This is a genomic window from Methylomicrobium lacus LW14, from assembly GCF_000527095.1.
In the GTDB taxonomy this organism is placed as follows: Bacteria; Pseudomonadota; Gammaproteobacteria; order Methylococcales; family Methylomonadaceae; genus Methylomicrobium; species Methylomicrobium lacus.
In genome coordinates this window covers 4,145,627-4,172,279 of the sequence record NZ_AZUN01000001.1, presented here as the reverse complement: position 1 = coordinate 4,172,279, position 26,653 = coordinate 4,145,627, and the positions used below count along the sequence as shown (strand labels likewise).

11 protein-coding genes and 1 pseudogene are annotated in these 26,653 nt (G+C 45.2%); all 12 read right to left on the bottom strand.

What is annotated here, in order from left to right:
* Positions 1-107 precede the first annotated feature (107 nt).
* The 12 genes and pseudogenes from METLA_RS0119400 to METLA_RS23320 all read right to left on the bottom strand — a co-directional run bounded on the left by METLA_RS0119400 (position 108) and on the right by METLA_RS23320 (position 26,327).
* A complete protein-coding gene (locus METLA_RS0119400) occupies positions 108-6,389 on the bottom strand; it encodes a DEAD/DEAH box helicase (protein WP_024300143.1) in 6,282 nt (2,093 codons plus the stop codon).
* Entirely contained in the window at positions 6,382-9,720 is a 3,339-nt protein-coding gene (locus METLA_RS0119395) for an STY4851/ECs_5259 family protein (protein WP_024300142.1), read from the bottom strand. The genes METLA_RS0119400 and METLA_RS0119395 overlap by 8 nt, the downstream gene beginning before the upstream one ends.
* Positions 9,721-9,936: 216 nt before the next feature.
* Positions 9,937-10,776 (bottom strand): hypothetical protein, encoded by an 840-nt coding sequence (locus METLA_RS0119390; RefSeq protein WP_152539502.1) that lies wholly within the window; start codon positions 10,774-10,776, stop codon positions 9,937-9,939.
* A 32-nt stretch (positions 10,777-10,808) separates the two neighbouring features.
* Complete coding sequence (locus tag METLA_RS0119385; protein WP_024300140.1) at positions 10,809-12,455, bottom strand: AAA family ATPase; 1,647 nt, start codon at positions 12,453-12,455, stop codon at positions 10,809-10,811.
* Positions 12,456-12,469: 14 nt separating this feature from the next.
* The gene (locus METLA_RS0119380) at positions 12,470-15,751 is read right to left on the bottom strand and encodes a DEAD/DEAH box helicase (RefSeq protein ID WP_024300139.1); all 3,282 of its coding nucleotides are present in this window, start codon (positions 15,749-15,751) and stop codon (positions 12,470-12,472) included.
* A 14-nt stretch (positions 15,752-15,765) separates the two neighbouring features.
* Positions 15,766-16,896, bottom strand: coding sequence for a restriction endonuclease subunit S (locus METLA_RS0119375; protein ID WP_024300138.1), 1,131 nt, complete (start codon positions 16,894-16,896; stop codon positions 15,766-15,768).
* On the bottom strand, positions 16,893-18,497 hold the full coding sequence (locus METLA_RS0119370; RefSeq protein WP_024300137.1) for a type I restriction-modification system subunit M: 1,605 nt from the start codon (positions 18,495-18,497) through the stop codon (positions 16,893-16,895). The genes METLA_RS0119375 and METLA_RS0119370 overlap by 4 nt, the downstream gene beginning before the upstream one ends.
* Entirely contained in the window at positions 18,498-20,351 is a 1,854-nt protein-coding gene (locus METLA_RS0119365; RefSeq protein ID WP_024300136.1) for a DNA recombination protein RmuC, read from the bottom strand. It lies immediately after the preceding gene.
* Between the two features lie 8 nt (positions 20,352-20,359).
* A complete protein-coding gene (locus tag METLA_RS0119360) occupies positions 20,360-23,740 on the bottom strand; it encodes a type I restriction endonuclease subunit R (protein ID WP_024300135.1) in 3,381 nt (1,126 codons plus the stop codon).
* 49 nt (positions 23,741-23,789) lie between these two features.
* Complete coding sequence (locus METLA_RS0119355; RefSeq protein WP_024300134.1) at positions 23,790-25,283, bottom strand: sigma-54 interaction domain-containing protein; 1,494 nt, start codon at positions 25,281-25,283, stop codon at positions 23,790-23,792.
* A gap of 199 nt (positions 25,284-25,482) precedes the next feature.
* Positions 25,483-25,773: pseudogene (locus METLA_RS23660) on the bottom strand (transposase); the annotation flags it as partial.
* Between the two features lie 281 nt (positions 25,774-26,054).
* Positions 26,055-26,327: a hypothetical protein gene (locus tag METLA_RS23320; RefSeq protein ID WP_024300133.1), complete on the bottom strand. Its 273-nt coding sequence runs from the start codon at positions 26,325-26,327 to the stop codon at positions 26,055-26,057.
* Positions 26,328-26,653 lie beyond the last annotated feature (326 nt).

The following is a 26,653-nucleotide window of genomic DNA, read 5'->3' as shown; positions in this document are numbered from 1 at the left end:
AGCTCATTTGGATAGAGTGATAATAAAATACCTATCTCACGGGACGCTTCTTGCATCACTCTAACAAGGTCATGTCTGGTCCGATTACCTGGTAGTCTTTCAGAGACTCATTCTAACACCTCTACAAGCACATCTGTTGCCCATCGCTCACCATTTACTGCCTGTGCTCTTCCGCAAGCGTCAGACAGGGAAGCCAATTGATAATCTACGCTATCATCAAAGTTGAAGTAACTCTCGGCGGCTTTCTCAAACCGTATGTTCCAATAATCAATCCCCTGATCGAGCCTGACTTTTATTGCCTTGCCTGTGTCTAATTTAATAATTAGTTTCCTATGATGAGGAATATCTCTCACACTACCGAAAATATTCAATATCACAGGGGCATCCAGCTTTTTACTGATCCACTTCTGAGAAAAAGATTCAAATTCATCTCGACTTATCCAGTCATGATGAGTCCGGTTTCCTTTTCGCTCTTTCGGCTTGAACAGTGTATTGACAGTTAAGGCATTACCATTCGCATTCTTATCAAAGACCGGCTTAAGTAAAGCACTCAAAAGCGTTACAGCGGCTGGGTTCTGAATATATCTGTCGGAGTAAACAACCTCTGTTACTTTACCATTCTCCCACAAAGCGCTTAGTTCTTCATGTTTACTAAAAATATGTTTCCAGAATCTGTATCCAAAGCTATTTAGAGCACCATTAAGTTCTGAAACGATTTCGATATCGAAAACCAATGATTCAGCTTTGGTCATCCAGCGAGATGTATCAACTTCTGTTAATTCTGCCGAATCGATTGCTTCGACTTCAACTACCATCTCACCCCGCTGATGCCATGAAGAACCTGGAACCAATGCATCAGAAAACTTCGAAGCAATTGTGAAAACAGCTCCATCTTTTATAACTTGTGCAACGATAGGATTGCTGTCATCAAATGAGCTTTTGAAAATACGAGCCCCAACAACGGACAGACGATAGAGATCATGTTGGAGGTCGATATCTTGCGGCTCAAATCCTAGTACCAAATCAACCTTTACATTATCTTGCAGAAGATAATTGTGAATTGCTCTTCGGAACTCTGGAGCAAGCAGATCCCACTCATTTTCATTTCCCTTAAGCCACAATACAAGACGTTCAGCACCTTCATTAATATGTCTGCGTAATACTTCTTCAACTGAGCCAGGGCAGTATTTTGCACCAGTTAACAACTGCTCATCTTGGGGTAGCTCAACATGACGAGCAAAGTTAGTCCCAAGCCATTCCAAAGCTAATTTACGGTCCAGTGAGTCATGATCATGACGGGTTTGGGAATCCAATAAACACTCACTGCAAGCCGTTTCACAGTGGCTACATTCCAATTGTTTAACCATTTTCTCTAGCAATGTTTCGATATGAATCGGCGCACTAGAAGCGAATCCTGCTCCACCGCTTATTATGTCGTACAATTGAATAACCCGAATGGCTGCACCGTTTTCTAACCGCGCAGGACGAATTGCATAACCTAGCTCAGAAGGGGAAATACCAAGAATGCCAGAAAGTGCAGCCCGTAATGCAACGGCTAACGTAATCGCTATCGACTTGGTATCATCCAAACCATCGGCGAGGAACTCTCCAGACACTGGGCGACGGAGAATCAATTCAAAAACATCGGTGTAAGCATAGGCTCCCAAAACGACATTTGGAACCAGATTCGCCGAGCCTGAACATGGTAAACGCCTGTTGTTTTTATCTTTGTCTTCTTTGCTTGGGCGAGGGGGAAAATGGCTGCCTGCAGGCGACAATCCGGAAGGATATTCTTCAGCCGTAACCATAGAATCTGCTCTTCCGCAGGATAAGCAAAGTGCATAGCCATGACCAAGCTCACCTGAGCTATGGTGAAAAACTTTGCCATTGACCCCATAGGTCATATAACCAAGTTCCGGATTTGGAAGAGGCACTTTATTCGCATCAACGAATACCCAAGATGGCTCAACAGGTATAAATTTTTGGTGCTCAATGTTATTGGATACGCTTTCATACGCATCAGTCACAAAACCAGCCGGCTGCAAAACTTTTTTAATATTGGCGAGTTTTATTGGTCTCCTACAGTCAGCATTTGTGCAGACTAGTTCTGAGTTTTTAACAACACCTTCTTCGTAACCAAGCCCACCACAGCTGTCGCATCGCCATGCGATATCAAATTTCTGTGCTTCATTGGTATTGCTATTTAGATTATGCCAATGCAACGATACACCAGCCGAACGGAACACTCTTCCGTCTAAAATAACTTCGGCTCCCGGTGCATATTCTCGAACAGCAATAGCAAGGTTGCGCGATGGCAATCCTTTATATCGGGATACATTATCATCACGGTCTTTCGTAGAAGTTTTGTTAGATTCCTTCTCACGTATGTAATCCTCAATCGTAAAATTATCGAAATTTACAACATCAGTAGGAAAACCATAGCCAGGCAAGAATGTGCGTGCAGCCAAATCTCGCAAAAGATACTCTTCTGAATGACGGCGCTTTTCTATTTGAATGCGCATTAAATAGGGACTATTCGGTTTTGCGTTACTTTCTTCGGCAACAAGATAACGATAATCCTCTAACCAACGCGACTGAAGCTGTTTGATTTTGATAATAGTCTCAGTTCGCAACTGGAATGACGACAAACCTTGTAACGCGGTACCTTTTGCCAAGTCGTTTACAGCTTGGTCTAAATCTAATGTTGCTTTTCCAAGCCAACTGATAAAACGATCACAAAGGGAGTCGCCATGCTCGTCATTAAAAAACCATTGTGTATCGAGCCGGGTCTTTTCTTTTGTTGTTACACCCACCTCATGGCATAAAAAATTCGCCAACATCAGCGAATTGACGTGCCTTTGAACTAATCTAGCGGAATTAAGAGCAACTGCAGGTGCTGGTATGACAGTTTCAAAAGGCCAAGATGGATTTGCAAAAACCTGTTGATCATGAGGATTACCCTTACACAGGGTATAAGCAAGTGCTCTTGCTTCCTTACTGCGTCCAGCCCTCCCTGCACGCTGTAAATAGTTTGCAGGATGCGGAGGTACGTTATTCATTACAACGGCAGCAATACCACCAATATCTACCCCCATTTCCATAGTCGTGGAGCAATTGAGTACGTTGATTTGGCCTTTTTTAAACAGTTCTTCGTAGTCTTCGAGCCGCTCAGAAGATTGTTGTGCCGAGTGCTCCGCAGTGCGATAGTAAAACCCTCCTTCGACGGCTCTATCGTTAAGATTCGTCCATAGATTTTGCGATCTTAGATTTCTAATCGCCTCGTTGCTACCAACCAACTTTCTCACTTTTTCCAGTCCGAGGACATAATCTTCCTGCGAATGATCAAACTCCCAAACCTCTGGCAACATGACCTCTGTTACCTTAAAGCGGTTACGTTCTTCATCTGTCAAACGATTGAACTTGATATGAGTGGGAAGGTAAGGGGTTAAGACTTTAAAAGCGGTATCCAACAATTTATTAGTGACCGGACAAACAAACGCTCTATCGACTAACGAAAACGTCATTTGTTCTTTTGCCAGATAGAATCGGTTCCCATCGGACTTCAATACCCGGTTGTTCTCGGTCAATTGCAACCACGCTTTCCCTAACCAAAAATTCACACGGTCAACATCGCCCTTTTTGGCTGGATCGAGGTTGGCAGCCAATAGCAGCATTTTGATCAATCGCTGGCTGTAATTTCCATTACGAATGTTTGGCCATCGCTTTACTTGATTATCGTCGGCTTCTTCGGAAACTGGGTTTCGCAACACCTTAGGCGAAAAGCGAGTGCCAATCCATGAGCGCCAATCCTCCTCAAGTTGGATAAAGCTCCCTTCTCTTACATAAAAATCGAGAGCAACTTTTAGGAAGTCTTTCCAATCAGTCAGAGAAAGCTTACTGTCTTCCCAATAATCCGGCAAAGTACTTATATTTTTTAGACCACTATAACCGACCTTAACCAAGCCTTGGGTTTCAAGACTGTTTTTAAATTTAGGTCTACGCATAAATTCACGAAACATCAGCATTTCAGCTAATTTTAAAGGCCCATCATTTGGCCTAAAAATTTCCGGCTTATGATATTGGTTATAATGCAGCATCGATGTTTTAATGTCGGTCTTTTGCCTAAGCTCATTGGCCAGTTCACCCCATGTGAGCTCGGCCAATGTCGTTACAGCGCCTGATGCCACGGTTCTCGCCTTCTCTTCAAGCACATTTGCCATCGCAACCATTCCCATAGCCCTAAGGTTATTGGCTTGATCCAACAAATCTTGTGCCGTGACTCCCTCGGCAGGCGTGGATTGATTTGACAAAGTCCTTTGGTGAGATGAAAGCACTTCTACGATAAGACCACGCACGCGATTTCGTTCCGCTTCTTGCTGCATACTCACCGCCATACGTGCAGTCCCCTGGCGACTGTCGGTAAACGTAATCAGTCTGCGACCACGGCCGGGCAGTGATTGCGGTCCGTGCCCTTTTTGCCCATCTTCATTTTTGAAATCAGGGCAATATTCCAAGACGGTGGGTACTGCATTCGCTACGTAAAACGGAGAACCCAATAATGATCGCCGAAAAGGTAAAGCCCCCTTGCTACCCGCATATTCACAGCCAACTTTACTACAAACCACCTCACCATCATTCAGGCCAAGACGCACAGTCTCTCCTGATTTAACGTGAAATTCAGCGCTGTTCATATCCAGATCAACGGGAATAAACCCTAGGTCTTCATTAGGACTGGAAGACAAAATAAGTAGATTTTTGGCGGAACGCTGGGACGACTCCCTATCGGATGGCGTTTCGTCGTTATCTACCTCGCTCAACAAAGAAAACTCATCGCCCCCCGATTCGTTCCATTGCACCAATTTGCCCCGTTTATCCCGTGCCAATAAATGCGGTTCGTTGCATTCATTACAAAAGCCCACTTCAAAAACAGGGCTGCCACAGCTACAGGTTTGGCGCCGGCTTACATAGACATAACCGAAAGGCCAATTTCCTGGTAGAGGTGTATTCCTTTTCGCCTCACAATCTTTATTAAAACACGACCAAAGACCTTGAATGGTACGCTGAAAAAAATGCGCTCTAAGCTTCAAAAACGCGGGTTCGTCTTCGGAGGACTGAGTACCTGTACAAACATCTAGCCAACGTAGAAACTCGGATTGAGAAAGGCTATGACCTGTTCGTCGACTGAATTGATCGGCAATTTCCGTCAGTTTTAGCGGCCTAGGTGTAGTGACTAAAATATCCCTAAGCAATCTGGCTTCCGGCGAGTGTGTAAGCATTTGGTAACGCTCGAAATGAATATGAGGCGCCTTGGTGTTCGTAAGCGGTATCGCTTCCAAATCATCTAGTTTGACGGGAACATTTTTGCTATTCGGCAGACTCGGAATAACCCGGTTTCCACCCAAAACATCGATTTGATCGATTGGTACTCCGGATAAATCCGAAAGAAACTTCTTCAACTGTTGTTCAGTATCGCCACCTGCGATGGTTGCGGAAGTTGCCACAAAGCGGACCTGTTGAGGGCTCACGCCAAAGGCGTGCATCACTCGACGCAACTGCAACGCCAACTCCGCTGCCTGTGAGCCGGCATAGGTATGAGCTTCGTCCAATACTATCCAGCGAAGAGACTGTTCTTTCCGGGACTGTTGTAAGATCGGCGCATCAATCTGGCGCACAAGCATATATTCCAGCATCGTGCCATTGGTGACGAGGATTGGCGCCGGCTCTTCCCGCATCAGTTCACGAGATAAGATCTCATTTAGTTTTAAAGCCTGCTCACTTCTGACTTTCGCACGATGCTCTTCCGTTTTACCGTTGTAAAGGCAATAACGAATTCCTTTATCAAAGGACTGAGTCCAGGCATTTAAACGTTCTCTTTGCGAGTTAATCAGTGCATTGAGAGGATAGAGAAATAATGCGCGAACACCAATCAGTGGTTTGCTGCCGTTGTCCTTATATTCCCGGTAAAGGTCTTCCAGTACCGGGACCATAAAGCATTCTGTTTTCCCTGAGCCGGTGCCGCTAGTCACAACGACAGAATGCTTCTTCTCGAGTAGCGATCTCCAACTCGCAAGCTGATGGGTAAAAGGATGCCAGTTCGCGCCGAAACGGTAGCGGCCGTTTTGCTCGCCATCAAGCGACTCGACCACTTCCTTGCTTAAAAGCCCCCCTTTGATTGCCAAATCATGCATCGTGATGTCTGATTCTTGCCAACCAAACATCTGCTCAAAAATAGGCGGTGCTAGAAAAGAGCCATCCTTTCCGCATTCAGACTTCATTAAAGAGCTTAAGTGCTCACGCAATGCAGGATTAGTAATTCCCAGAACGCCCAGTGTTGCTTCGGTTGAGCGTGATAAAGACTGGTCTACAAGAGAAGAAAAATATTTAGACATGGAATTCCAATTCCTTATTTTTTAATTTGTTATTTGCGGCAAAACGAAGCAGAGAATACTGATACACATAAGCAAACCACTGGCTATCAAAATCTCTCACTTGCCTTAAAAAGAATATTGCATCTGTTGAATTAACGAAAACATCGTCGAATTTGCTTTTCCCTAATGCTACAGCAGCAGCAAATACAGGTAGATATACAACTGCATTGCGATAGTCCATTTCGGGCTCGAATGAAATGGGACTTTCTTGTTGGGATAAACACCAGCGTTTCAAACGACTACCACCAAACTCTGGCCAACTATCGTCCCTTCTCGCTCGAATCAGCTCCTGATACCAACTGGAAACAACACGTTGCATCGTCGCCTCTGGCATTTGAACCTCTTGGGGAAGGCTACCATCATTGAGCCACTGTTGTATATTGCCGTTATATGACGGAATTGCCTCACCGAGGCGTTGATACATTTTCTTGATAAGCTCAGGTATGAAGTCCTCCCTAACACCTTTCTGCATTAAGTAAGACTTTAATTTATTCGCTGCGTTTTTTATCTCTAAAATTGGAAACAGCTCCCATATAAAAGGGAACTCAGCCTCAATACGAGAGATAAAGTCGACAGACATTTCAAACTTAAACATCGCCATTGCCAAAGCAGATGGGATCCTCGCTAAGGCACGCCAAGCTTCAAAAGTGGACAGCGGCAAATAACCGTAATTGTCGTATAAAGCCCGTAAGAATTGCCAACTGCTGTGTGCAGGATCCAACACCATTGCATTCAACACTGCATCAAATGAATTCGAAGACGATGTAGGATTGAACATTAACACCGCTCTCTGCAGATTGCGTATCTCACTAATACGCTCACCCTGTTCTAAATTTCCAGCTAAGAATAAGGGCCGAAACGCAACAGATGAATTTTTTTGAGGAACAATTAACCAAGGACCCAATTTGTCAGTAATATCCGGTAGTTCAAATTCACCTGTAGCGACACCTTGTGTCATACGAGAACGTAGCTCGATTGGGTGACGCTCAGGCTCACACAACAGCATTAGCATAGGTTTGGGCAACTTGCCACGCTTGCTGATGTTAGCTGATGAAACCAATAACCGCCGACTAACATCAAGCTGCATTTCAACAGCATATCTACCGATGCGACAAACGATATTATTGTCGATGGTCAGTTCTACGATTTGGTCAATGCCAATTTGTAAGGAAAGTAAGCTCTCTATCTGGTCTTTCAGGTTAAAGAGATTCACTTCAAGGGGCTTATCACTAACCCGTACATGCCATGTATAGCGTGCATTAGAGGCCATGCCTCCCTTTAAACTCAATTCCATTGTGTACTTGGTTGTTGACTGCTCTGCCCGTCCAAACAAATAAATACGCCCCCCCAAAAGTTCTGAAATGGGCAAGGATTTTGGTAAAGGCAGTTCATCTTTATCAAATGCTAAATAACCCGACGTAGGAAAAGGTAAATCTATGCGAATTGGATCGCTTTCGAGATTAGGGGTTATAAGCACAGACACATGCGCGGGGGGCATCCCGACCACTTCGAGAGAAAATTCCGTGTGATCATCATGTCGCACACGCCGTACCGTAACATGGGGCGTTTCCAGTTGATAAAGACACGGAGTTTTGGTGTAAAACAGTATACTCCCTCGATTAGACTGCTCTCCGCTCTTTAGCTTAATTTTAAAATCAGCCGGGAGGATTCCAATACGTTTACGCAGGAGTGTTATGTTTTCATTATTGCGAACTGACAAATAGTGACGCCCCAGTCGTTGTTGCAACGAGCACGCATCAACCGCTTTGCCTGAAAGATGGATATACGTCCCTTTCGCACCAAGGGCCGGATCAGAAATAATCCATTCAACTGCGGGTACACCTAAAAATACGGTACTTGGCAAACTGGGCCATTTTAAAACATTACCTTTCAAGTCAAGTGCGAGACTTGTCGAGACCAAATCACCTGTTCTAATGCGAAATGTTTCTTCAGTCGTTACGCTGACAACACATTGGCCTTGAACATTAACAGCATCACAACCAAGACATTTATCGTATTCGGTAAAAACGCCACCCTCAACATCAATTGCCGAGTCGTTTGGCAGCAAAAGCAATAGATCAGTACATTTCGTTCTAAAGCTAGCTTGCCCACAAAGTTGCCAATGCTCGTCTACAGACTCAAAGCCAAGCGGTATTTCCCCGACGGTGACTGCGGTATTTTGAATAGGTATTTCGGAGAGTACGGAGCCTCCATATAAAGCGACGAGAGTCAGCCCATCACTCGGCGATTTTCGTTTACATCTAACGCGCCCCTGTTTCAGGCGAACCCTGGCTCTTTTATTTTCTAAAACAGCGTAACCAGCTCCTAAGCTGACCAACTGTTTTTCTGCTTCATAAATTGCTAGCTCAAAGCGGCATGAAGGGGGCTCACCATCCAGGTTGAATGTCACCTCGTTTGGAAAGGTAATTTCTGTTTGAAGGGCATCACTGCTTTGCTTGGTAAAAAAGTGTATACAGTTCCAACTTCTCTCAGCGGCTCGTTGCGCGCGCGTTTTTGTTGAAGCTGTACGGAGTAAGCCATTAAGAAACTCATTCCCCGTTTCTTCATCGAGGGGTATGGGAAAGCGTTCACGCCATTTTGGACTGACTGCATCAAGCTCACTCACAGGCTCATCTTGTTTGTCTAACCCGTACAAATGAACAATAGAGACTAATTCGTCCGCCATTTGCGCAACCAGCTCCACCGATGTGTCTTCCGAAAAAACTTGTGGCAGCCCCGCTTGTTCAATCAGGTTGGTCGCCAGCTGTCTTGTGGTATAGCCTAAAAGCTCGGCACTTTCGTATTGCTTAAGGATCCTTGCAAATACAGACTGGAAGCGATTATTTGATTGCTTAAGCAGGCGAAATGGCAATCCTCCTTCACTGAATACCGAGCCAAGGAAATTTCTCCGCTCCGATTCATAAAAACGGATAGGACGGTCCCAAAACTCTTCAAGACCTTTAGGTACAACTCGTCTCAACTCACCTGCAGAAAGTGTAAAACCTAATGTCGACCATATCGGGTCCCAACTCCAGCCGCAATCGCGCTCATATTCACGCCGATACCACTCCGCACAAAACAAGGTAAAGCAAGCGTTTGCACTTTTATCCTGGGTAAAGCTAGCTTTATTGCCAAACTCTGAGAGCAAACGCTTTAAATCACCGTACTCCTCATTACTAACATGATATTCATAAAGCGGGCGCTGATCAGGCTGCTTCAATGATCTTCGATTTAAAAAGGCAGCGAGCCAAATAGAAAATTCTAATATCGAGGGAGCTCTAACTCTATGCATACTTATCGTCATTTATTTCAACCTATACTTTTATTGATTTTTTTATTCTAAGGTGAACCATATATCATCAAATCAGCCGCTGCGTCTTTTTAAGATAAAGCCATTTACCTAAAAACTTTACATCAGCTTTCTTAATAATGAGTCCTGGTCGAACAATCACGACTTACCGCTTTACGGATATTGTGCTCGCTCGATTTCGTGTTGTATTACCATAACTTAAATATTAAATACTTGTGACGCTCGACCATTCTCAATCAATTCATCTAAAGAGATTAACGTTCTATATGCTTCATCTCGACTGATAATGTTTAAATTAGCCAAATCAGCATGAGTGCCTTTCTCAACATCAGCCATAAATCCATGACCCGAGCGAACTGCGCCAATCTCGGTAATAAAATATCTATCATGGAAAAACTTATCTGGTGCTTCTATCCATTCAAAGGAGATTGGGCGAACATTCAGCGAGCGATAGCTTCCATCATAGGCGTTTTGGGCACTCACCGTGTTCAGTGCGGTTACAATTCTTAATTTTCGTACTGAAGAATTCGCCAACCGATTAAAAATTTCAACGAGAACAGCGTTATCGACAAGCCTAAAGTATGGGTCAATGATAGTGATTTCCTCACTTATCAATGCGAGAGGAAGTAATACATTTACAATATCTTGTGCTGTACGACTAACTGAAATAGAGGGTGGGGTTTCCCATTCACTACAACCTATATTGATTCGATCGACATTAATGCAACCATCGCTCGCAGACTCTGAAATGGTGATCGAGAATTCTCTAATTTTCCTTTGTTCTTGCCACCATATATTCCAATCTTCAATATCTATACCTCTTCGATCTGCTGGGAGAATAAACTCATCATTGTCTTTTGATCGAACTAATCTGTTCAGATAATTCTTTATTGACTGTTGTTTGACAGGCTGAAGATCTGAGGCTTTAACATACCTCATTGCCTCGCGTGCCCAAGCCTTTACATCGGCGGCAATATAACGGCCTTTTTCGAAGCCAAAATGCTGTCTCACCAGTCCGTAATATTCGATATCGGCCATACAGGCAGGATCAAATGCCACCTCCTTATACATTAAAACAGTTCCCCATCACGTTCATCGAAAAAGCCATGTGGCCAATCGTGTTCAAAATCGCCATCCATAGTTATAGCTAACCGTTCAGCAATTGTGCCGTCTGGTGATGGTGATAGATAAACAACACTAATGTCATCGGGACTAATAATATTATTATCAGTTTTCGCTTTATTAGATTCCCGAATTCTCCGTAACAGGCGCAATACAATATGTTCGCTGTGAGTTTCAATGAGAAAACTATGTTTATCTCGCGTTGTTAAAAATAGATCGGCCAACTCAACCTGAAATCGAGGATGAAGATGAAGCTCGGGTTGCTCAATACCAATCAATCCTAGCGAGTCATAATTTGACGCAACGACAAGTGGCAATACTTGCGAAATGCCTGTGCCTAATTGGTTTGCCGAAAGGTAAATATCCGTTCGCAATTCCCTGAAATATACATGGCGCTTGTTTATTAACCCAAGCATTGCCGGATTTGAATCATCTTGCAGATGAAGCGTGTCAATTAGAGATCGGTTGATTACCTCGTACCCAGAATCGAGTTTATCTTTTGAATAAAACCATTTACTGGTATTCCTTAGTAACTTCTTTATCGAATCATCACTACTTGGATCTTTGTGCAACAAATCCCAGGCTGCCGACCCATCCACCCAATCAGCCTGTTCAGGATGCGGATTCGGCACATATTCATTATCCGGGACGACACGCAACGGCCCTATCAAAATACTTTTATCAATAGTCTCCAGTAGCTTGTCGAGGGGCAATACAAACGCCTGACTTAATACTTCACGAATAACAAGAAAATTAAGATGATCGCCGGAATTATGAAAGTCCTGACCATCAAGGTTCGTCATAACTGGAAAACCAAGCATTGGGATTGCACCATGTTGACAAACTAAACTTATAGGAGCTATACAATTTACAAACTTTTCCTCAGCACTTTCTATATCTGCTATAGCTGCCGTTTCCACGGGATTTGGGTTCAGGTTTTTTAAATTCAGCTCAAACTCGGTATGTAACTCTTCAATATCAAATAACTCACGCTCATTCTCCGGTCCGTAATGTGATTGCATCCAGTCTTCGTAGTCGCAAGGAAGTAACAAAGGATGTTTAGTATTTAACTCATTGATCACTGTATTCTTTTGGTCTTCACTTGATGTAATACAACCGATATAGCGTCCATTTATCCAAACACGGTAATTTTTTACAAAGGCTTTCTTATGTCGAGTTGACCAGCTAATTTCAAATTCCACCGCGCCGGTTTCAATACTTCCACCAAAATCCTTCATAAGAACAATCTCGGGACCTATGCGCATAACATCAGCCATCCTACTAACATCTGTAGCGTAACTAACGAATGGTGTATTGCCAGCATCAAAATACAAGCGAATCTTAATGGATTGATTAGTATCCTGTCCGTAGACAAGAGAGCGGAATCCCCCAATCATCTTATCGCCTAATGCATCCAGCTTTTGCGGATTACAGTGGCCTTTGCTCAAAATCTGCTGAACATAGGCTAAAGCCATCAATACCGAGCTTTTACCTACACTGTTTGGCCCAAATAACAGCGTAACCGGAGCTAATTCGATAGACTGTGTGGATTTAAAAGAGCGAAAATTGGTGAGTGATATTTTTGTAATTTTCATGATGAGAATTTCACTTAGGCAGAGCCAATAACTTTTAAGTCAGCCATCGTCGTTTTTTTAATATATAAGGCCGTACTGCCTAATAACTTTAAACCTTCATGCGTAATCTGTTCCACACTCAATCCCGGCTGCACAATAATCACGTGGAAATTTAAAGCGCTTGTTCTGGCCCTATCTCTAATTGCAGCTAAATCTTCAATGGCACCTTTTAGAAACCGAGAATATCCTCGCGATCGCCATTGTTCTTGGCGGCGTTTTATATGGTGGTACAGATAATTGAGATTGAGGTGCTTCCAACGAATACTTCGTTGAGCTTGTCCGCAAACTTCGTAGAGGTCTTTAAGTCTTGCTCCGGGATTATCTTCCGATGAAAACTTGCAGTGGACTAACGTTAAAAGTATTGCATCATCAAGAACTTTTAAGGCAACTAAATCTGCCGATTCGCCGGAGCCATCATCATTGACAACCACATCATAATCGTCTTGGATATGCTGAAAGTAAGCCCATTGGATCGAGTTAGAAACTCTCTCATATCGCATCGACTCACTTCTTATATCAACTCCAGACCAATCAAAAACCGATATATCGTCTTTTGAATAAATCCCGATGCCCTCATTAACGGATACAATATGTGCATTGTAAGAGAATGAGCTGTCGGCATAATAAATAGTAACGGGATCTGAAACCATATATTCGGGTAACGGTATTGGCTCCGAACTCCCTCTGTGAATGGAAAGCTCGATACCATCTACCAACCGATATTGGTATCCTTTTCCTGATCCGTCTCCACCAATTACCAGTTTGTATATCGAGAAAAAATCGTCGCTAGCAAAAACAATGCGTACACTTCCATCGTTTTCTTTGCCATCAACCTTCAAATCCACCAAGTAAAACGGTACGGCCTTTTTACCAAAGTAAAAATCCACCTTGTCTTCAAATGCGGTTAATAATTGCTCGCCCCATTGCGCAGATAATGGATGGCCATGATATGGCTCCCGCAAACGTTCTGGTCTCAGGAAGTTTCGAGTAATGTTTTCCTCGTCAGGCACATCGGTAATAACCTTATCCCATGCTTTTTTTACCCAACCGCACCAATCGGCAATCGATCCGCCTTTTTGTGGCGACCAGACCTTACCTTTTCTCTGCGAACAGCCCCAAATAACCCGCTCGCCTGATTCATACCCCAATGCAGCGATATTACTCAAACTGGACTGTGACGCTTCGATTAAAGACAGTCCCTCGGTCACATTCGGGCCAAAATATTGGGTAAAGCTAATAGCTCCGATTTGGGCGGCGCCCAGGTTTCTCGCCAGAGGGTACTGAATACCATTAAAAACATTGAAGATCCGGTTTCCGCTTAACAACTCACAGCGACCATCGCAAATGGATTCAGCCAAGCTTCCAACACGAAAAGCCTTATAATCATTCGAAAAAACAAAAAGCGCCTTACGGTCTTTATCCCAGTGTGCAATGAGTAACTTGTAGTTGCTATCTCTTAGATCTTTGTAAGAGCCCCACTTAACGGGTGCCGTTTGAATGGCGAGCACGACCAGCAGATTCTCATCATCTGCGATGGCATGCCAATACTCATCAAATTTTGGAAGATCTTCAGCAAAGCGCTCAGGCAGCCATTGTTCACAAGAGGCATGAAACAGCATGACGGTATACGAAGGCTCCAAATTCCATAGCGATATTTGGTTGTGCAAATTTCCTTTGTTTTTCAACGCATCAACAACTTCCTGAAGCCGTATTTCCCTCTCAATCCTGCCTTCGGATAGCCTCCGCAAGACGCTATCCCAATCGGCACCAAGCGCATATAAATTCTGTAACGCTCCCTCAACTGCTGGATCGGCAACGTTCATAACCACACTTGCTTGACCGAGCTTTTGGGAATGACTTACTCGGGTAAAACGCCCGATAAACTGCAAAGTTACGGCAAGGCTTTTGTGGTAGTCGTGCAGGGCTGCAATTTTCAAATTGGGCAAATCGTAGCCCTCCCCCAGCATGTCCACACAGATCACTATTTTCGACTGTCTCGACAGCAAACCATCGAGTCGCTTTTTAATTTCGGGCTTTCCATAGACAGAATGCACGACTATGGGATTGAAATCGGAAGCAATCGCCTGATACACCCCCAAAAGCGATTCCGCACGCTTCTTACTACTGGTTCGAGCCATCATTAAGTGATCGAACCCTTCACTTAGGTCGTTTCTTAATTTGTTAACCGCCTTCTCAGCAATAGAGCGATCGATGTCATCTGCATAGTATTCTTCTACCGGCAGCAGATTTACCTGGGTAAAATAACCGGCTCGTTGCGCTTCACCCATGGTGTAGTTATAGATAATTCGCCCACCCAATGCCTTTTTGTCGTTTCTAAACGGTGTCGCGGTAAATTGAATGACCTTTTTGCCCTTAAACCGCTCACGGATAGCCAACCATGAATTGGCAGAAATATGATGTGCTTCATCAACGAACAGGTGAGTGCATCTCTGGCAAAGCTCGTCTACAGCTTGAGCATTACTTGCACTTAGCGCACTGGTTGTCGCAATAATTACATTGGACGCGTCCGCTAGACTTGCAGCCTCCTCACTAGTTTCGAGGCCCGATTTCAGCACCGCCACATACGGATAATTAATATCAAGAGGCACAACGCCCAGTTCTGGAAGATAACCAAGTGAGAAGAATTTGTTGGCTATCTGTGTTCTCAAGGAATCGGACGGAACAATAACCAGAATTTTTTGACATTGTTGATAGACCATGGTCGCCAGCATGGTTTCTGTCTTTCCTGTGCCGGTAGGCAAAACAACCGTGGCAGGCTCTAACTCCCTGTCTGTAGCGAAATAAGCAGATATTGCATGTAGCGCACCTAACTGAGGTCGCCGTAAGCCGGTAACGTATTGCTCAATGTCTTCTTCTTTAAATTGAAAAAGTCCTCGCCAAGATTGAATAATACTATCCGGCTCCTGATTCGGGCTTTTTGTCGGAGGATGCTCCCACTGCAATGGAGTGTCTTTCGAGAGCCCAACAATATCAAATTGCTCCTTACCTTTCAGCGCTAAAGCCCCCTCAGGACAACGCCCTTTGGCATTCCATTTTTTTAGATAAATTTTATCAAACAGCGGTTTAAGCTCGCTCGTCAGTTCGAAATACCCCGAAAATTCAGCATCTCTTACGCAAAATTCGACAACTATCGGCCGGTAGAGGCAATGATGAATTCGATTACTCCCGATTTTGATATTAGGAGCAAACCATCCGGGTATTGTGATTTCTTTTTTTAACGGCTCAAACAAATCCATCTGCTCCCAAACTCCTATAACTGGCCTGCAAATGCTTTTTGACTGAGGGATGAAAATAGCTCTTCAAAGCCCGCTTTAGCCAATTGAATAGAATTCTTGTTTGTCAAAATCTTTTTTTGAATCACAGAATATTTTCTCTGCAATTCAATTGGCGGGAGATATACGGGAAGTTCCTTGATAATCCCCATGTTAAGGCCATCCATAACAGCTCCTTTCGCAGTTCTTGATAGATAATCCTTTGCATGAGGGTGCATTAAAAAATAGGAATGAAGAAACTCGGGCGTACATTTTTCTTTATCGAGAGTAATGCAACACAAATGCTTTGTGTTAATCGCCGTTGGACAATTATCCGGAACAATTGCAGTTCTCCCGCATGTTCCCATTATTGTGATAAGAATATCATCTGGATAAACGGTATATCTTTTTAACTCCTGATATTTTTCTTCAGATATATATCTTGGCTTGGCCCAACAAAATGTATTGGAAACGGCGTTATCGATTCCCAGTACAGCGATCCCATCGTCGGTAAATTCACTGTGTAATAACTGACTACCAAAAGGCCCTGTTCTTATGCTTCCCTTTTCGTCTAATGCCAATTTCTCCGCAGGCACTGGCTCCCATCCATTCGTCACCGGGTCGCCAAACATATCCAGAAATAGGGCACACAGGAATTCGTCGGTGAGTTGGATGGCTTGCTGGCGTTTGCAGCGGATGGCATCGGCTTTGTCTAGGATGGCGGCAATGCGTTTTTGTTCTGGTAGGGATGGAAGGGGAATTAGAGCATCCGTAAGCATTCCCAGTTTTATATATTTGATTACTCCTCCTATACTCATTTCTCTTAATCGATTGACGTATGACTCCATGAAATAGTATAGAAAACGAGTGTCTAGCAGATTACTCTGCTTTACTACAACGACATATGTTCTTTGATAAGCGTTAAATTTTCCTTTGTAGTGTTTTACGTTCAAGTCACCATTACCGGCTACTAACACCGCATCTACATCAAAAGCGTATTCGTCAATAGCTAGTGAAGTCCGCGAGCAAGTGAAAAATGGGTATTTTCCATCCTTCATTGCCGCATTGGCATCAAGCTTCCCTGTTTTGATATCAACCAGACAACCAAGCTCAACCAAAGGATAGCTCACAGCATCTCCTCCAACTCATTCAGGTCATCCATAATCTCTGTTTCCAACGACTTCAACTTTTTTAAAATCACCCTGGGATCTTCGTACGCTTCTTCCTCAAGCGCTACTTCCTTGTAGCGGTTAATGGACAGGTCGAATTTGTTGTCGGCAATGGCTTTGGCATTCACCACAAACGCTTTCCTGGTCTTATCGCCAAAGATTTTTTCAATCTCGGCTGCTGGCGCATTGGCTTCAATAAGTCCCCGATATTTTTTCCATTGCGCAATGGCATCTGGTAAGTCATTATTGCCTTCGCCTTTAAGCGGCGTACGCTTGTCGTCGAGCGAATAACCGTCCGCTTGTAGGTCATAGAACCAGACGTGTTCGGTATTGCCACCTTTGGTAAATATCAGAATCGCGGTGCTGACCCCTGCGTAAGGTTTAAACACGCCGCTAGGCAAGCTGACAATGCCTTCGAGCTGGTTGTTTTCGATTAACTCCCGGCGCAGTTGCTGGTGAGCGTTGGAGGAGCCGAACAATACGCCGTCGGGCACGATCACCGCCGCGCGACCACCGAGTTTCAGTGCACGTAGAATATGCGCGACAAACAATAATTCTGTTTTTTTGGTTTTCACCAACCCCAGGACATCGGGATTAGTGTTGGTTTCGTCCAGGCTGCCTTTAAACGGCGGATTCGCCAGAATCACATCAAAAAAGTTTTCTTCCTGATGGGGAAAATGTTCTTTGATGGATTTGTTTAGAGAGTCCTGATACAGAATATTCGCACTGTTGACGCCATGCAGAGCCATATTCATACTGGACACGCGCAGCATGGTAGTATCGAAATCGAAGCCCCAGAACATCTGCTTGTTGATATGGTCGCGGTACGGCTCCAACAAGTCGCCGGTGTAGTGCTTGTTACCCTCCTCGTCTTCGAATATGCCCGCATCGCTGGAATACTTACGATTTAAGTACTCCATGGTCCGCGCGAGAAACCCCGCGGTGCCGCAAGCCGGATCGCAAATTACCTCGCTCGGCTGCGGATCGATCAGTTCGACCATCGCATCGATGATATGACGCGGCGTGCGGAACTGGCCGTTAATGCCGGCGGTGGTCAGTTTACTGAGCAGATATTCGTAGATATCACCTTTAACGTCGCTTTGCGTGAGCGGCAGTTCGTCGACCATTTCAACCGCAGAGACCAATACCGACTCATTTTTGATTTCCAGATCGGCATCCTGCATGTATTCGCCAATATGACCCAAGGCTTCCCGTGCACTGCCTTCATTACCCAAGCTATCTTCGTCATCGGATTGCTGGCCCAACTTGGCAAAATAAGGGTAAACATTGTTTTTAAGGTGCTTGTGCAGCTCTTTACCGCTGAGGTTTTTAAAGTTTTTCCAGCGCAACAATTGGCCTTCAGGCGTATTGGGAAACAGACGGTCAAAGTCTTTACCGGTGCGTGCGGCTTTCCGCTCGGCCACCTCTTCCTGCATGTCCAGCATGCGGGCAAAGATGAGGTAGCTGATTTGTTCGATTACGGTTAACGGGTTAGTGATACCTCCGGTCCAAAACTTTTCCCAAAGCTTGTCAATGTTGTTTCTTAATTGGCCTGTTAGCATTTAGATGTTCTCTGTAATTACTTCAGTGTCTTGCTCTTCTGTTTTGTTAAGAGTGTTTTCGGCATCTTCACCCGCCACTTCTACTGGAATAAAGTCGATTTCCAGCGCGGCTTTTTCGGCAAAATATTCAGGCAATTCGGCTCTGATGGCAGGCGCCAAGTTTTTAAACTCACCGACTTGCTTGACCAGATTGCCTTTACCGCTTACGAGTTGATTTTCGGCTCTCGTATACGCCTCATTCGCACGCTCTAAACCCTTTTTAATGTTTTCAAAACTGGAGAGGAAGATATTGAGCTTTCTGAACACGGCTTCGGCCTTGCTTGCCAGGGCGGCAGTATGCTTGTTTTGATCTTCGTAACGCCATAACTGGCGAACAATGTTCAGGCTGGTCAGCAAGGTGGTTGGCGTTGCCACCAGCACGTTGTGTTCAATAGCGTATTGGAAAAGCGTCTCCTCGGCTTTCAGTGCCTCGACAAAGGCCGATTCGATAGGAATGAACATGAACACCATTTCTGGCGATTTCAATCCTGGAAGTCTGTAATAATCTCGATCGGCCAGTTCTTTGATTCGGCTGGCAACGGCTTGCACATGTTCTTTTAGCGCTAAAGTGCGTTCAGTTTCATCTTCTGCATTGACAAAGCGAGTATATGCATTGAGTGAAACTTTGGCGTCGATAATGAGATGCTTTCCTTGTGGCAGGTAAACCACGGCATCCGGTCGCTGCCGCCCTTCTTCCGTGGTGAAACTGACTTCACGCTGGTAGTCTTTGCCCAGTTGCAGGCCGGAACGATCCAGCACGTTTTCCAGCACCAGTTCGCCCCAATTGCCCTGCAGTTTTTTCTGGCCGCGCAGAGCCGTTGATAACTCATGCGCTTCGGCAGTGATTTTTCGGTTCAACTCTTTGAGCGACTCCAGTTCTTTGCGCAGTTCGCCTTGCTGGGTGGTTTCACGGTGGTGGATGTCCTGTACTTCTTTTTTAAAGCTGTCGATGGATTGCTGAAAAGGGTTCATGATCGAGCTGAGCGTGAGCTTGCTGCTTTCTTGCAGCGATTTGGCTTTGGCTTCCAGTATCTCGTTTGAAAGTAGCTTAAACTGCTCGGCTAAACTGGCTTTTTGTTTTTCAAAGTTAGCCACTTCGCGCGCATGGCTGGCTTCACGCTCGTCCTGTTCGGTTTTTAGTTTGGTGTATTGGCTATTCAGATCCGTTATGCGTGTCTGCAGTGTATCCTGTTTTTCAATCGCACCGGCTAACAGCACTTTCGCTTCCAGGAGTTGTTCACGCGCTTCTTTTTCAGAGGTTTCCAGCGCCTTGGCTTTTTTACCTTCTTGCGCCAACTCATCTTTTAAGCGATTGACTTCTTTGCGCTCTTCTTGAAGCGCATTTTCATTCGCTTGCAGACGATCACGTAAATCTTGCTGTTGTTGGTTAATGGAACGAGCTTCAGTTTGAGCTGTATCCCGTTGCTTTTCAGCTTCGTGATGTTGATGATTAATTATTTCGAGTTGTTGGCGCAAAGCCTCGCGTTCAGTTTTAGCTTCGGTTTGCACTTCTATTAGGCGTTCCTCCAAGTTTTGACATTTATCTTTTGCGGCTAATAATTGTTGCTCTAACTTATTTTCGCCTAACGCTAATTGATGATTTTTACCTTGCAGTTCCTCATGCTGTACTCGAACGGAAGTAAGCAATTCAGTGTTTTTACTCAGTTCCTGCTTTGTCTGGTCTAGCAAGCCGTTCAGCTCGGTATTGCGGCGGCTGTGGCGCAGTGTCGCCGCCAAATAACCAATTACGCCCACGGTAATCATGGCTACGCAGAAAATGGCTGTAAGTTCAGTGGTCCATTGAATGGCCGGCATGTGTCCTCCTAGGTATTTGCTGTCTGCGTGTCAGCACGCAAAAAAGGTTGAAGCACTTCGATCAGATCGTTTACATCATCGGGTTTGAATATTCCATCAATGCCCTCGTGAGAGATACTATCGAAAGGGGGCTCATAGAGCTTCTCCACCACAATAGAACCATGCTGGGCAATGTAATTTTTCAATAAATTTAAAAATCGCACTTGCTGGGCAGTGAGACTGGGATGGCCATGCAGAAACCCTTTGAAATGCTCTTCAATTGCATGCGGGTCGAGGCCAATCAGCTCCCGAACCGTTAGCTGCAATTGGTCAGCAGTGCGCCCATAAAAATCGTTAAGCACTTCCAGGCTGACGCCCGGATGACTGGTGAGTATCGTGGAGGTCAGTGACTTTAGCTCTGCTTCGGCGATGGCTTCGCCCTTGCGTATTTTTTGCAGGGTTGGATTCATAGCAATCATGTTATCCAAAATGCTTTTCAGCCGACGACGGTAAATCATCGCTTCGTTGGCGCCGGCAATTTTGATTTCCCGCTCAAACTCCTCAACTCCATTATCACCGGTTTTGGTCCTTGGCGTGGCATAAACTCCCCCGCTACCCGACTGCCGGTATTTCATAATGCTGCGCAATTCTTTACGGGCGGTTTCGAGTTTCTCAATGCTGGGTTGCTGCCAGAACTCTGCGCTGCGTACCTCGGCAATCACTGTATCTTTCTGACGAACGGCTTGAATGTTAACAGCAAGTTTGTCGAGCTCGGCCAGCAATTGATCGCGACCATCATCAAAGCAGCTGGCTTGTTCGACCAGGCAGAGTTCGATGTTGGCGATGAGTTTATCCAAGGCGGTAGCGTGCTTATCACGCAAAACCCTAGCTGACATCAAAGGGGCAATCGTGTTCACTAGGAGATGCTGAGTTTTCGCATCCAGCGCTTTTAACAAATCGGTTTGTTGTAGCTGATGCACCACGCGCAGCTCTCGTTTAACGGCGATACTGGTGTCCGGCAAATCATTAATATCTGCGCGTAGAAGCTCTACAGCCGCATCAAAAGCTTGGGCATGGCACTGTTTAAGCGCGGCTTGGGCAAGCTCCAAGCGCACCTCAAAAGTAGTTTGTAATAGGGACTTGCCGCCCGTGTCTTCCGGTTCTTGGTATTCTTCTTCGAAAAAATCGAAGTTGCCATAATGGTCAAAGATCAAAAACTCGGTTTTATGCTTGCCTGGACCGAACAGATTTGGGCGCAGGCGCGTTCCGCGCCCAATCATTTGCCAGAATTTCACCCAAGACTTGACCGACTTGGCAAAGACCAGGTTGACCACTTCGGGCACATCGATCCCGGTGTCGAGCATATCGACCGATATCGCAATCCGAAACTCGTTGTCGGCCTTTTTGAATTCTTTAATGAGACTTTCGACATGGGGAATCGCATTGTGAATCACCTTGCACACTTTACTGCCGAACTGGGGGTAGAGTTTGCAAAAGAGCTTTTCCAGGTGTTCGGCATGATCTTGGCGCTGTGCAAAGATGATGGTCTTACCGACTAAGGAGCCCGTTTCATCTTTAATGCCGTTGTTGATGAGATTTTCCAAAATGATACGGTCGGTATCTTCACTGAAAATTTTGCGACCTATGTCCTTCCCGGCAATGGTAGTCTTTTTAGCTTCTTCCTCGCCCAAATCTTCTTCCAGTTGGCGTTTTTGCTCTTCTGTTAGATCGTTGTAATGAATCCCGTCACGTAAAAAATCGGTGGTAAGGTCTTTGGCCCGGAACGGCACCAGATAAGGCGGCTCGTTATTGATCGCGGCATCAAGGCCAAACTCAAAAGTGGGGTCCGTCGTTTCACAGTCGAACATATCGAAGGTGTTTCGGCTGATGAACTTCACCGGTGTAGCGGTAAGTCCCACTTGCAACGCGTCGAAATAGTCGAACAAATCCCTGTATTTGTTATAAATACTGCGATGGCTTTCATCCGCAATAATGAGATCAAAAAAACCGACGTCGAGCTGGGTGAAACGGTTCATCATGCCCGGATAGGTCGCGATATAAACGCGCGCAGTTTGGTCGATTTTATTGGTTTCCCCAATGATACAGCGTGGTTCGCTGGGTAAGTTTTGCTTATAGGCCTCGTCGGCCTGGATACGCAGTTCTTTGCGATCACATAGGAACAATACACGCTTAGCCCAGCCTGTACGTAACAGAAGTTCGGCCAATGCAATGGCTACACGGGTCTTACCGGTTCCCGTTGCCTGAATGATCAATGCCTTGCGGCGTTGGTTCTGAAAGTGCGCCGCGACTGTTTTTACCGCTTCGATCTGATAAGGTCGATCGGCAATGCTCAGCTCGGGATTGAATTTTTCTAACTCAGCACTGCGGTAATGGCGTTGATAGATTAAATAGTCCAAGCTGTCTTTGCTGTAGAAGCCATAGACCGGACGGTAGGTGTTGTACTGGTGATCATCCCAAATAAAGGTTTCATAACCGTTGCTATAGAAAATAACCGGACGCTGGTAGCCCATGTATTCAAAAGCGTCTGCGTAAAGACGCGCCTGCTCACGCCCTGCTTGCAGGTTGGTATTACCGGATTTTTTCGCTTCGATCACCGCCAAAGGCTGGCCGTTATTGCTCCAAAGGACGTAATCGACATAGCCTTTGCCCGACTTGTTATCCGGGTAGACCACCTCAAATTCTTGCCCCACCTGCTCGGGACTATGAATATCCCAGCCAGCTTGCAGTAACATGGCGTCAATAAGCAAGGCTCGCGTTTTGGCTTCATTCCATTGCAGGCTATCGGCCACCTGCTGACTTTGTTGCTTACGTTTTTGCTGGTCTGGCTTGGCAGGCGCTTCCAAACGGTCCATGTTTTTGGTACGTTCACGCTCAAGCTCCTCCATAACCCGCTGCAGTTCTTCTTGCTGTTTTTGCAGCTCCTTTTCATAGCTGGAAACCGACTTTTGCAGTTGGTTTAGGGTAGCAGTGGGGTCTTTTATGTCCTGAAAGGCAGAGATAGCCTCTTTCTTCTTTCCGTAGTATTTGATCCCCATGTACATGGCAAGCTGATGCGCCGTACCGAGAGCCAGATGAGCGTTACGAATCTCGCCCTCAGCGCCATGAGCGGTATCATTGCCTTGAATTCGCAAGAAATTAATCTGGTGAATAAGCGATTTACTGACACATTCTTCAAACACCGGATTTTTGATCAGCTCATAAAAGCTGGATTGCGGCAAACGTGGCAACCGCTCTTCCTTATAGATCGTTTTAGTGAGCTCTTCCGCGAAGCCTCTCAGCCGCGTTAATGCACTGCCGGGATCGATATGCAGCACAGCCTCAGCCAAGCCGCCTATATTGGCCAGCACATCATTCTGTGGGCGAAGGAACTCAAAATTGGTAGATTTCATAAATATTATTCTGTCCATACCGGCTCTATAGCGAAAGCCGTGCCAATGTTTATTTCACATTGTATTTTTCGATCCAATTATTCAATGTCTGGTAATTTTTCAGCCCTAGCATGGCCGCGGCTTTACTTTTATTTCCTTGATTTTCCTTGATTGCACGTTCAATATAATGCACACTCACTTCCTTTATAATTTCATCAATATCAATACCTTGCGATATATCTCGCCACAATATTCCATCTCGAGCTGGACGGGTTTCAAGTAATGCATCGCGGATGTCCTCTTCCGACAAAAGCTCACCTTGCTGCCATAAAGAGGCTCGAAGAATGGTCGCTTGGAGTTCTCGCACATTTCCCGGCCAACTGTAGTTGGATATAAATTTTATTGCATTAGCAGAAAGTTTTTTATGGATATAGCCGGGTGCATCGCTGGCATCGAGGTTCACTTTCTCCAGCAATTTTTTGGCAAGAAGAGGCAAATCGCCTTTCCGCTCACGAAGCGGAGGAAGAGTAATCATACCTATGGCCACCCGATAGAATAAGTCTTCGCGAAATTTTCCCTCAGCAATATCGTCAATTAAGTTACGGTTAGTGGCTGCGATAATGCGCACATCGGCTAGTTTTTCAGTTGTGGAGCCTACCAAAGTGAATGTGCCTTGCTGAATAACCCGTAAAAGCCTCACCTGGGACTCCAACGGCAACTCGCCAAACTCGTCCAAGAATAATGTGCCTCTCTCAGCCTGTTCAAAATACCCCTTTCTCGATTCATGAGCTCCGGTGAATGCACCTTTGGTATGACCAAATAGCGTCGTATCAATCAGATCTTTCGGAATCGCACCACAATTTAATGTGAGTAGCGGCTTATCTGCGCGGCGACTCGCATTGTGAATTGCCTTGGCAAAGAGCTCTTTTCCTGTCCCGGTTTCACCATAAATCAGCACCGGAACATCTCGTTGAGCAATGATCGCCGCTTTCTGTTTCAGGGTTTCCATGATATCAGATTGGGTCAATATATCCGCAAATGCAGCAGAATTTGGCGTTTGCCCTGAAAACAGGCTTGAGAATTTTGCATCGGTCTTTTTTGCTAACGCCGGCAAGAAATCAGCAAAAATATCAAACGGAATATCTGGCTCGGATACCCCCTGCTCGATAGATGACTGCACGAACTTCGTCGAGTATTTCGCTTTCCCTAACAGAATCGAGACGGCAGTCATGGCGGGAGTACCCGACGTTATTTGGATAATCAGCTCTGCGTTTGGATAGGCCTTTTGAGCTTCATTTAACATTGAGTCAAAGGCTCGATAAATATCTCCAAAATGAGTCGGATCCGATAATGAAACCGGATTCTTTATAATGGTTATATCGACGCGCTCTTCAATATGGCGGATAAATGAGGTAATCTCTGTTTCAGGTTTATCGTATATCAGATAAAGGACATCAAATCGCGAGGCGACCAAAATGCTTACTAAGGGCCCTAAACGTTCCCTATTTGCAGCCTCACGAATATCTGTGTTACCAATCCATGAAAAGAGCAATCTATTTTTCATTAAAAACTTTATCAAATATATAAAATTTATTACACTCAGTATGTGCAAAAATGAAACTCAGTCAATCTAATGATCTTTGAGGATTGTCCGAAAAATCCCGATTTTTCGGACAGAGGTGGCCCCAAATCTTTGAACAGCGATCATCGATTTTAAAGTGGAATTCCTGCCGATGATTACGCTGCCATTTTGACCGGAGGCAACTACCGGTATAAGCCTCATAAGGTGTTTTTCGATTCAGGCTTGAATGGGGCCTAGATCGATTGTACCAATCCACATATTGCATGATCGAGGCTCTCGCCTGAGCGACCGAATCATAAGCGTGTAGATAAACACACTCATATTTCTCCGACCGCCACACGCGTTCGACGAAGACATTATCCCGCTAGCCCCCCCGGCCGTCCATGCTCAGCCGGCAACCGTTTTCCAGCACCGTATCGACAAACGCCTGGGCGGTAAATTGACTGCCCTGGTCCGTGTTGACGGTCTCGGGTGTGCAGTACCGCCGTTGCCCAGTCCTGTATCATGAATTAATGACTAAAAACAAAACAACACAAGGAATCCGAGCAACGAGCCGTTCGATTATTACTGAATGTGTTGACCTAGGCAAGAAAAGCCGTCGACAATTAGCAAAGAGGGTCAATCGATCTAAAAGCAGCGTTCATCGACACCAACAAGCGCAAGCCCGGCGTCATCTGAGAGATAAGCGCAGGCAGCTCCAACTCCCAAAGTGAGAATTTCGGAAAGTTAGCGATTCTGGAACGGTATTCCCCTCTATTGCATTACTTCCTCAAAGTTCTCTACGCCGGTCATCAGAGAGTCGGCGGCAAACTTTTCATCCTGGATGCGCTCCTGTCGGCTTTTCTTGTCGAAATAACGCCTGGGATTGCCGCACATCCAGCAACTGCACTTGGCGGGCGTATTCACGTGCCGGCCCAGCACGGCTGAATCGCCCTGCCTGCTTTCGCCGATCGCATGATCGGTGACGCGGGCTTTTTTCAGACGTTGCAGATGATGGCGTCTGATTCCTCGGATCAAGTCTTTCATGAGCTTCCTTTAGGCAGATTGGTTTTCGTCGTAAGGCAAGGTTGCGTTGGCGGGGTATTCTGACTTATCCGTTTACACGATTTCAAGCACTTTTTCTGGAGTTAAGCCAGAGGCGCATAGTGACGCTTTTCGATGCCAAGTCACGCCGGCAACCTTGACAATCGGAATACATTGCCCGCCGAAATGCTTTACAAGAAATGCTTTACAATTACCTCAATGTTACGGCATTCGGATTTATCAAATGGTGCGCGGTGCGCACCGCGCCTCACAATTGATGGGTTCTGGTGACAAACAAAAGACGTAAATTTTAATGCACGAAAAAGTTG

Bases quoted from the DNA above. Each gene is read 5' to 3' on its own strand.
- METLA_RS23320 (WP_024300133.1), bottom strand. From the start codon at position 26,327: ATGAAAGACTTGATCCGAGGAATCAGACGCCATCATCTGCAACGTCTG.
- METLA_RS0119395 (WP_024300142.1), bottom strand. From the start codon at position 9,720: ATGCATAGAGTTAGAGCTCCCTCGATATTAGAATTTTCTATTTGGCTC.
- METLA_RS0119400 (WP_024300143.1), bottom strand. From the start codon at position 6,389: ATGTCTAAATATTTTTCTTCTCTTGTAGACCAGTCTTTATCACGCTCA.
- METLA_RS0119360 (WP_024300135.1), bottom strand. From the start codon at position 23,740: ATGAAATCTACCAATTTTGAGTTCCTTCGCCCACAGAATGATGTGCTG.
- METLA_RS0119385 (WP_024300140.1), bottom strand. From the start codon at position 12,455: ATGAAAATTACAAAAATATCACTCACCAATTTTCGCTCTTTTAAATCC.
- METLA_RS0119390 (WP_152539502.1), bottom strand. From the start codon at position 10,776: ATGGCCGATATCGAATATTACGGACTGGTGAGACAGCATTTTGGCTTC.
- METLA_RS0119365 (WP_024300136.1), bottom strand. From the start codon at position 20,351: ATGCCGGCCATTCAATGGACCACTGAACTTACAGCCATTTTCTGCGTA.
- METLA_RS0119355 (WP_024300134.1), bottom strand. From the start codon at position 25,283: ATGAAAAATAGATTGCTCTTTTCATGGATTGGTAACACAGATATTCGT.
- METLA_RS0119380 (WP_024300139.1), bottom strand. From the start codon at position 15,751: ATGGATTTGTTTGAGCCGTTAAAAAAAGAAATCACAATACCCGGATGG.
- METLA_RS0119370 (WP_024300137.1), bottom strand. From the start codon at position 18,497: ATGCTAACAGGCCAATTAAGAAACAACATTGACAAGCTTTGGGAAAAG.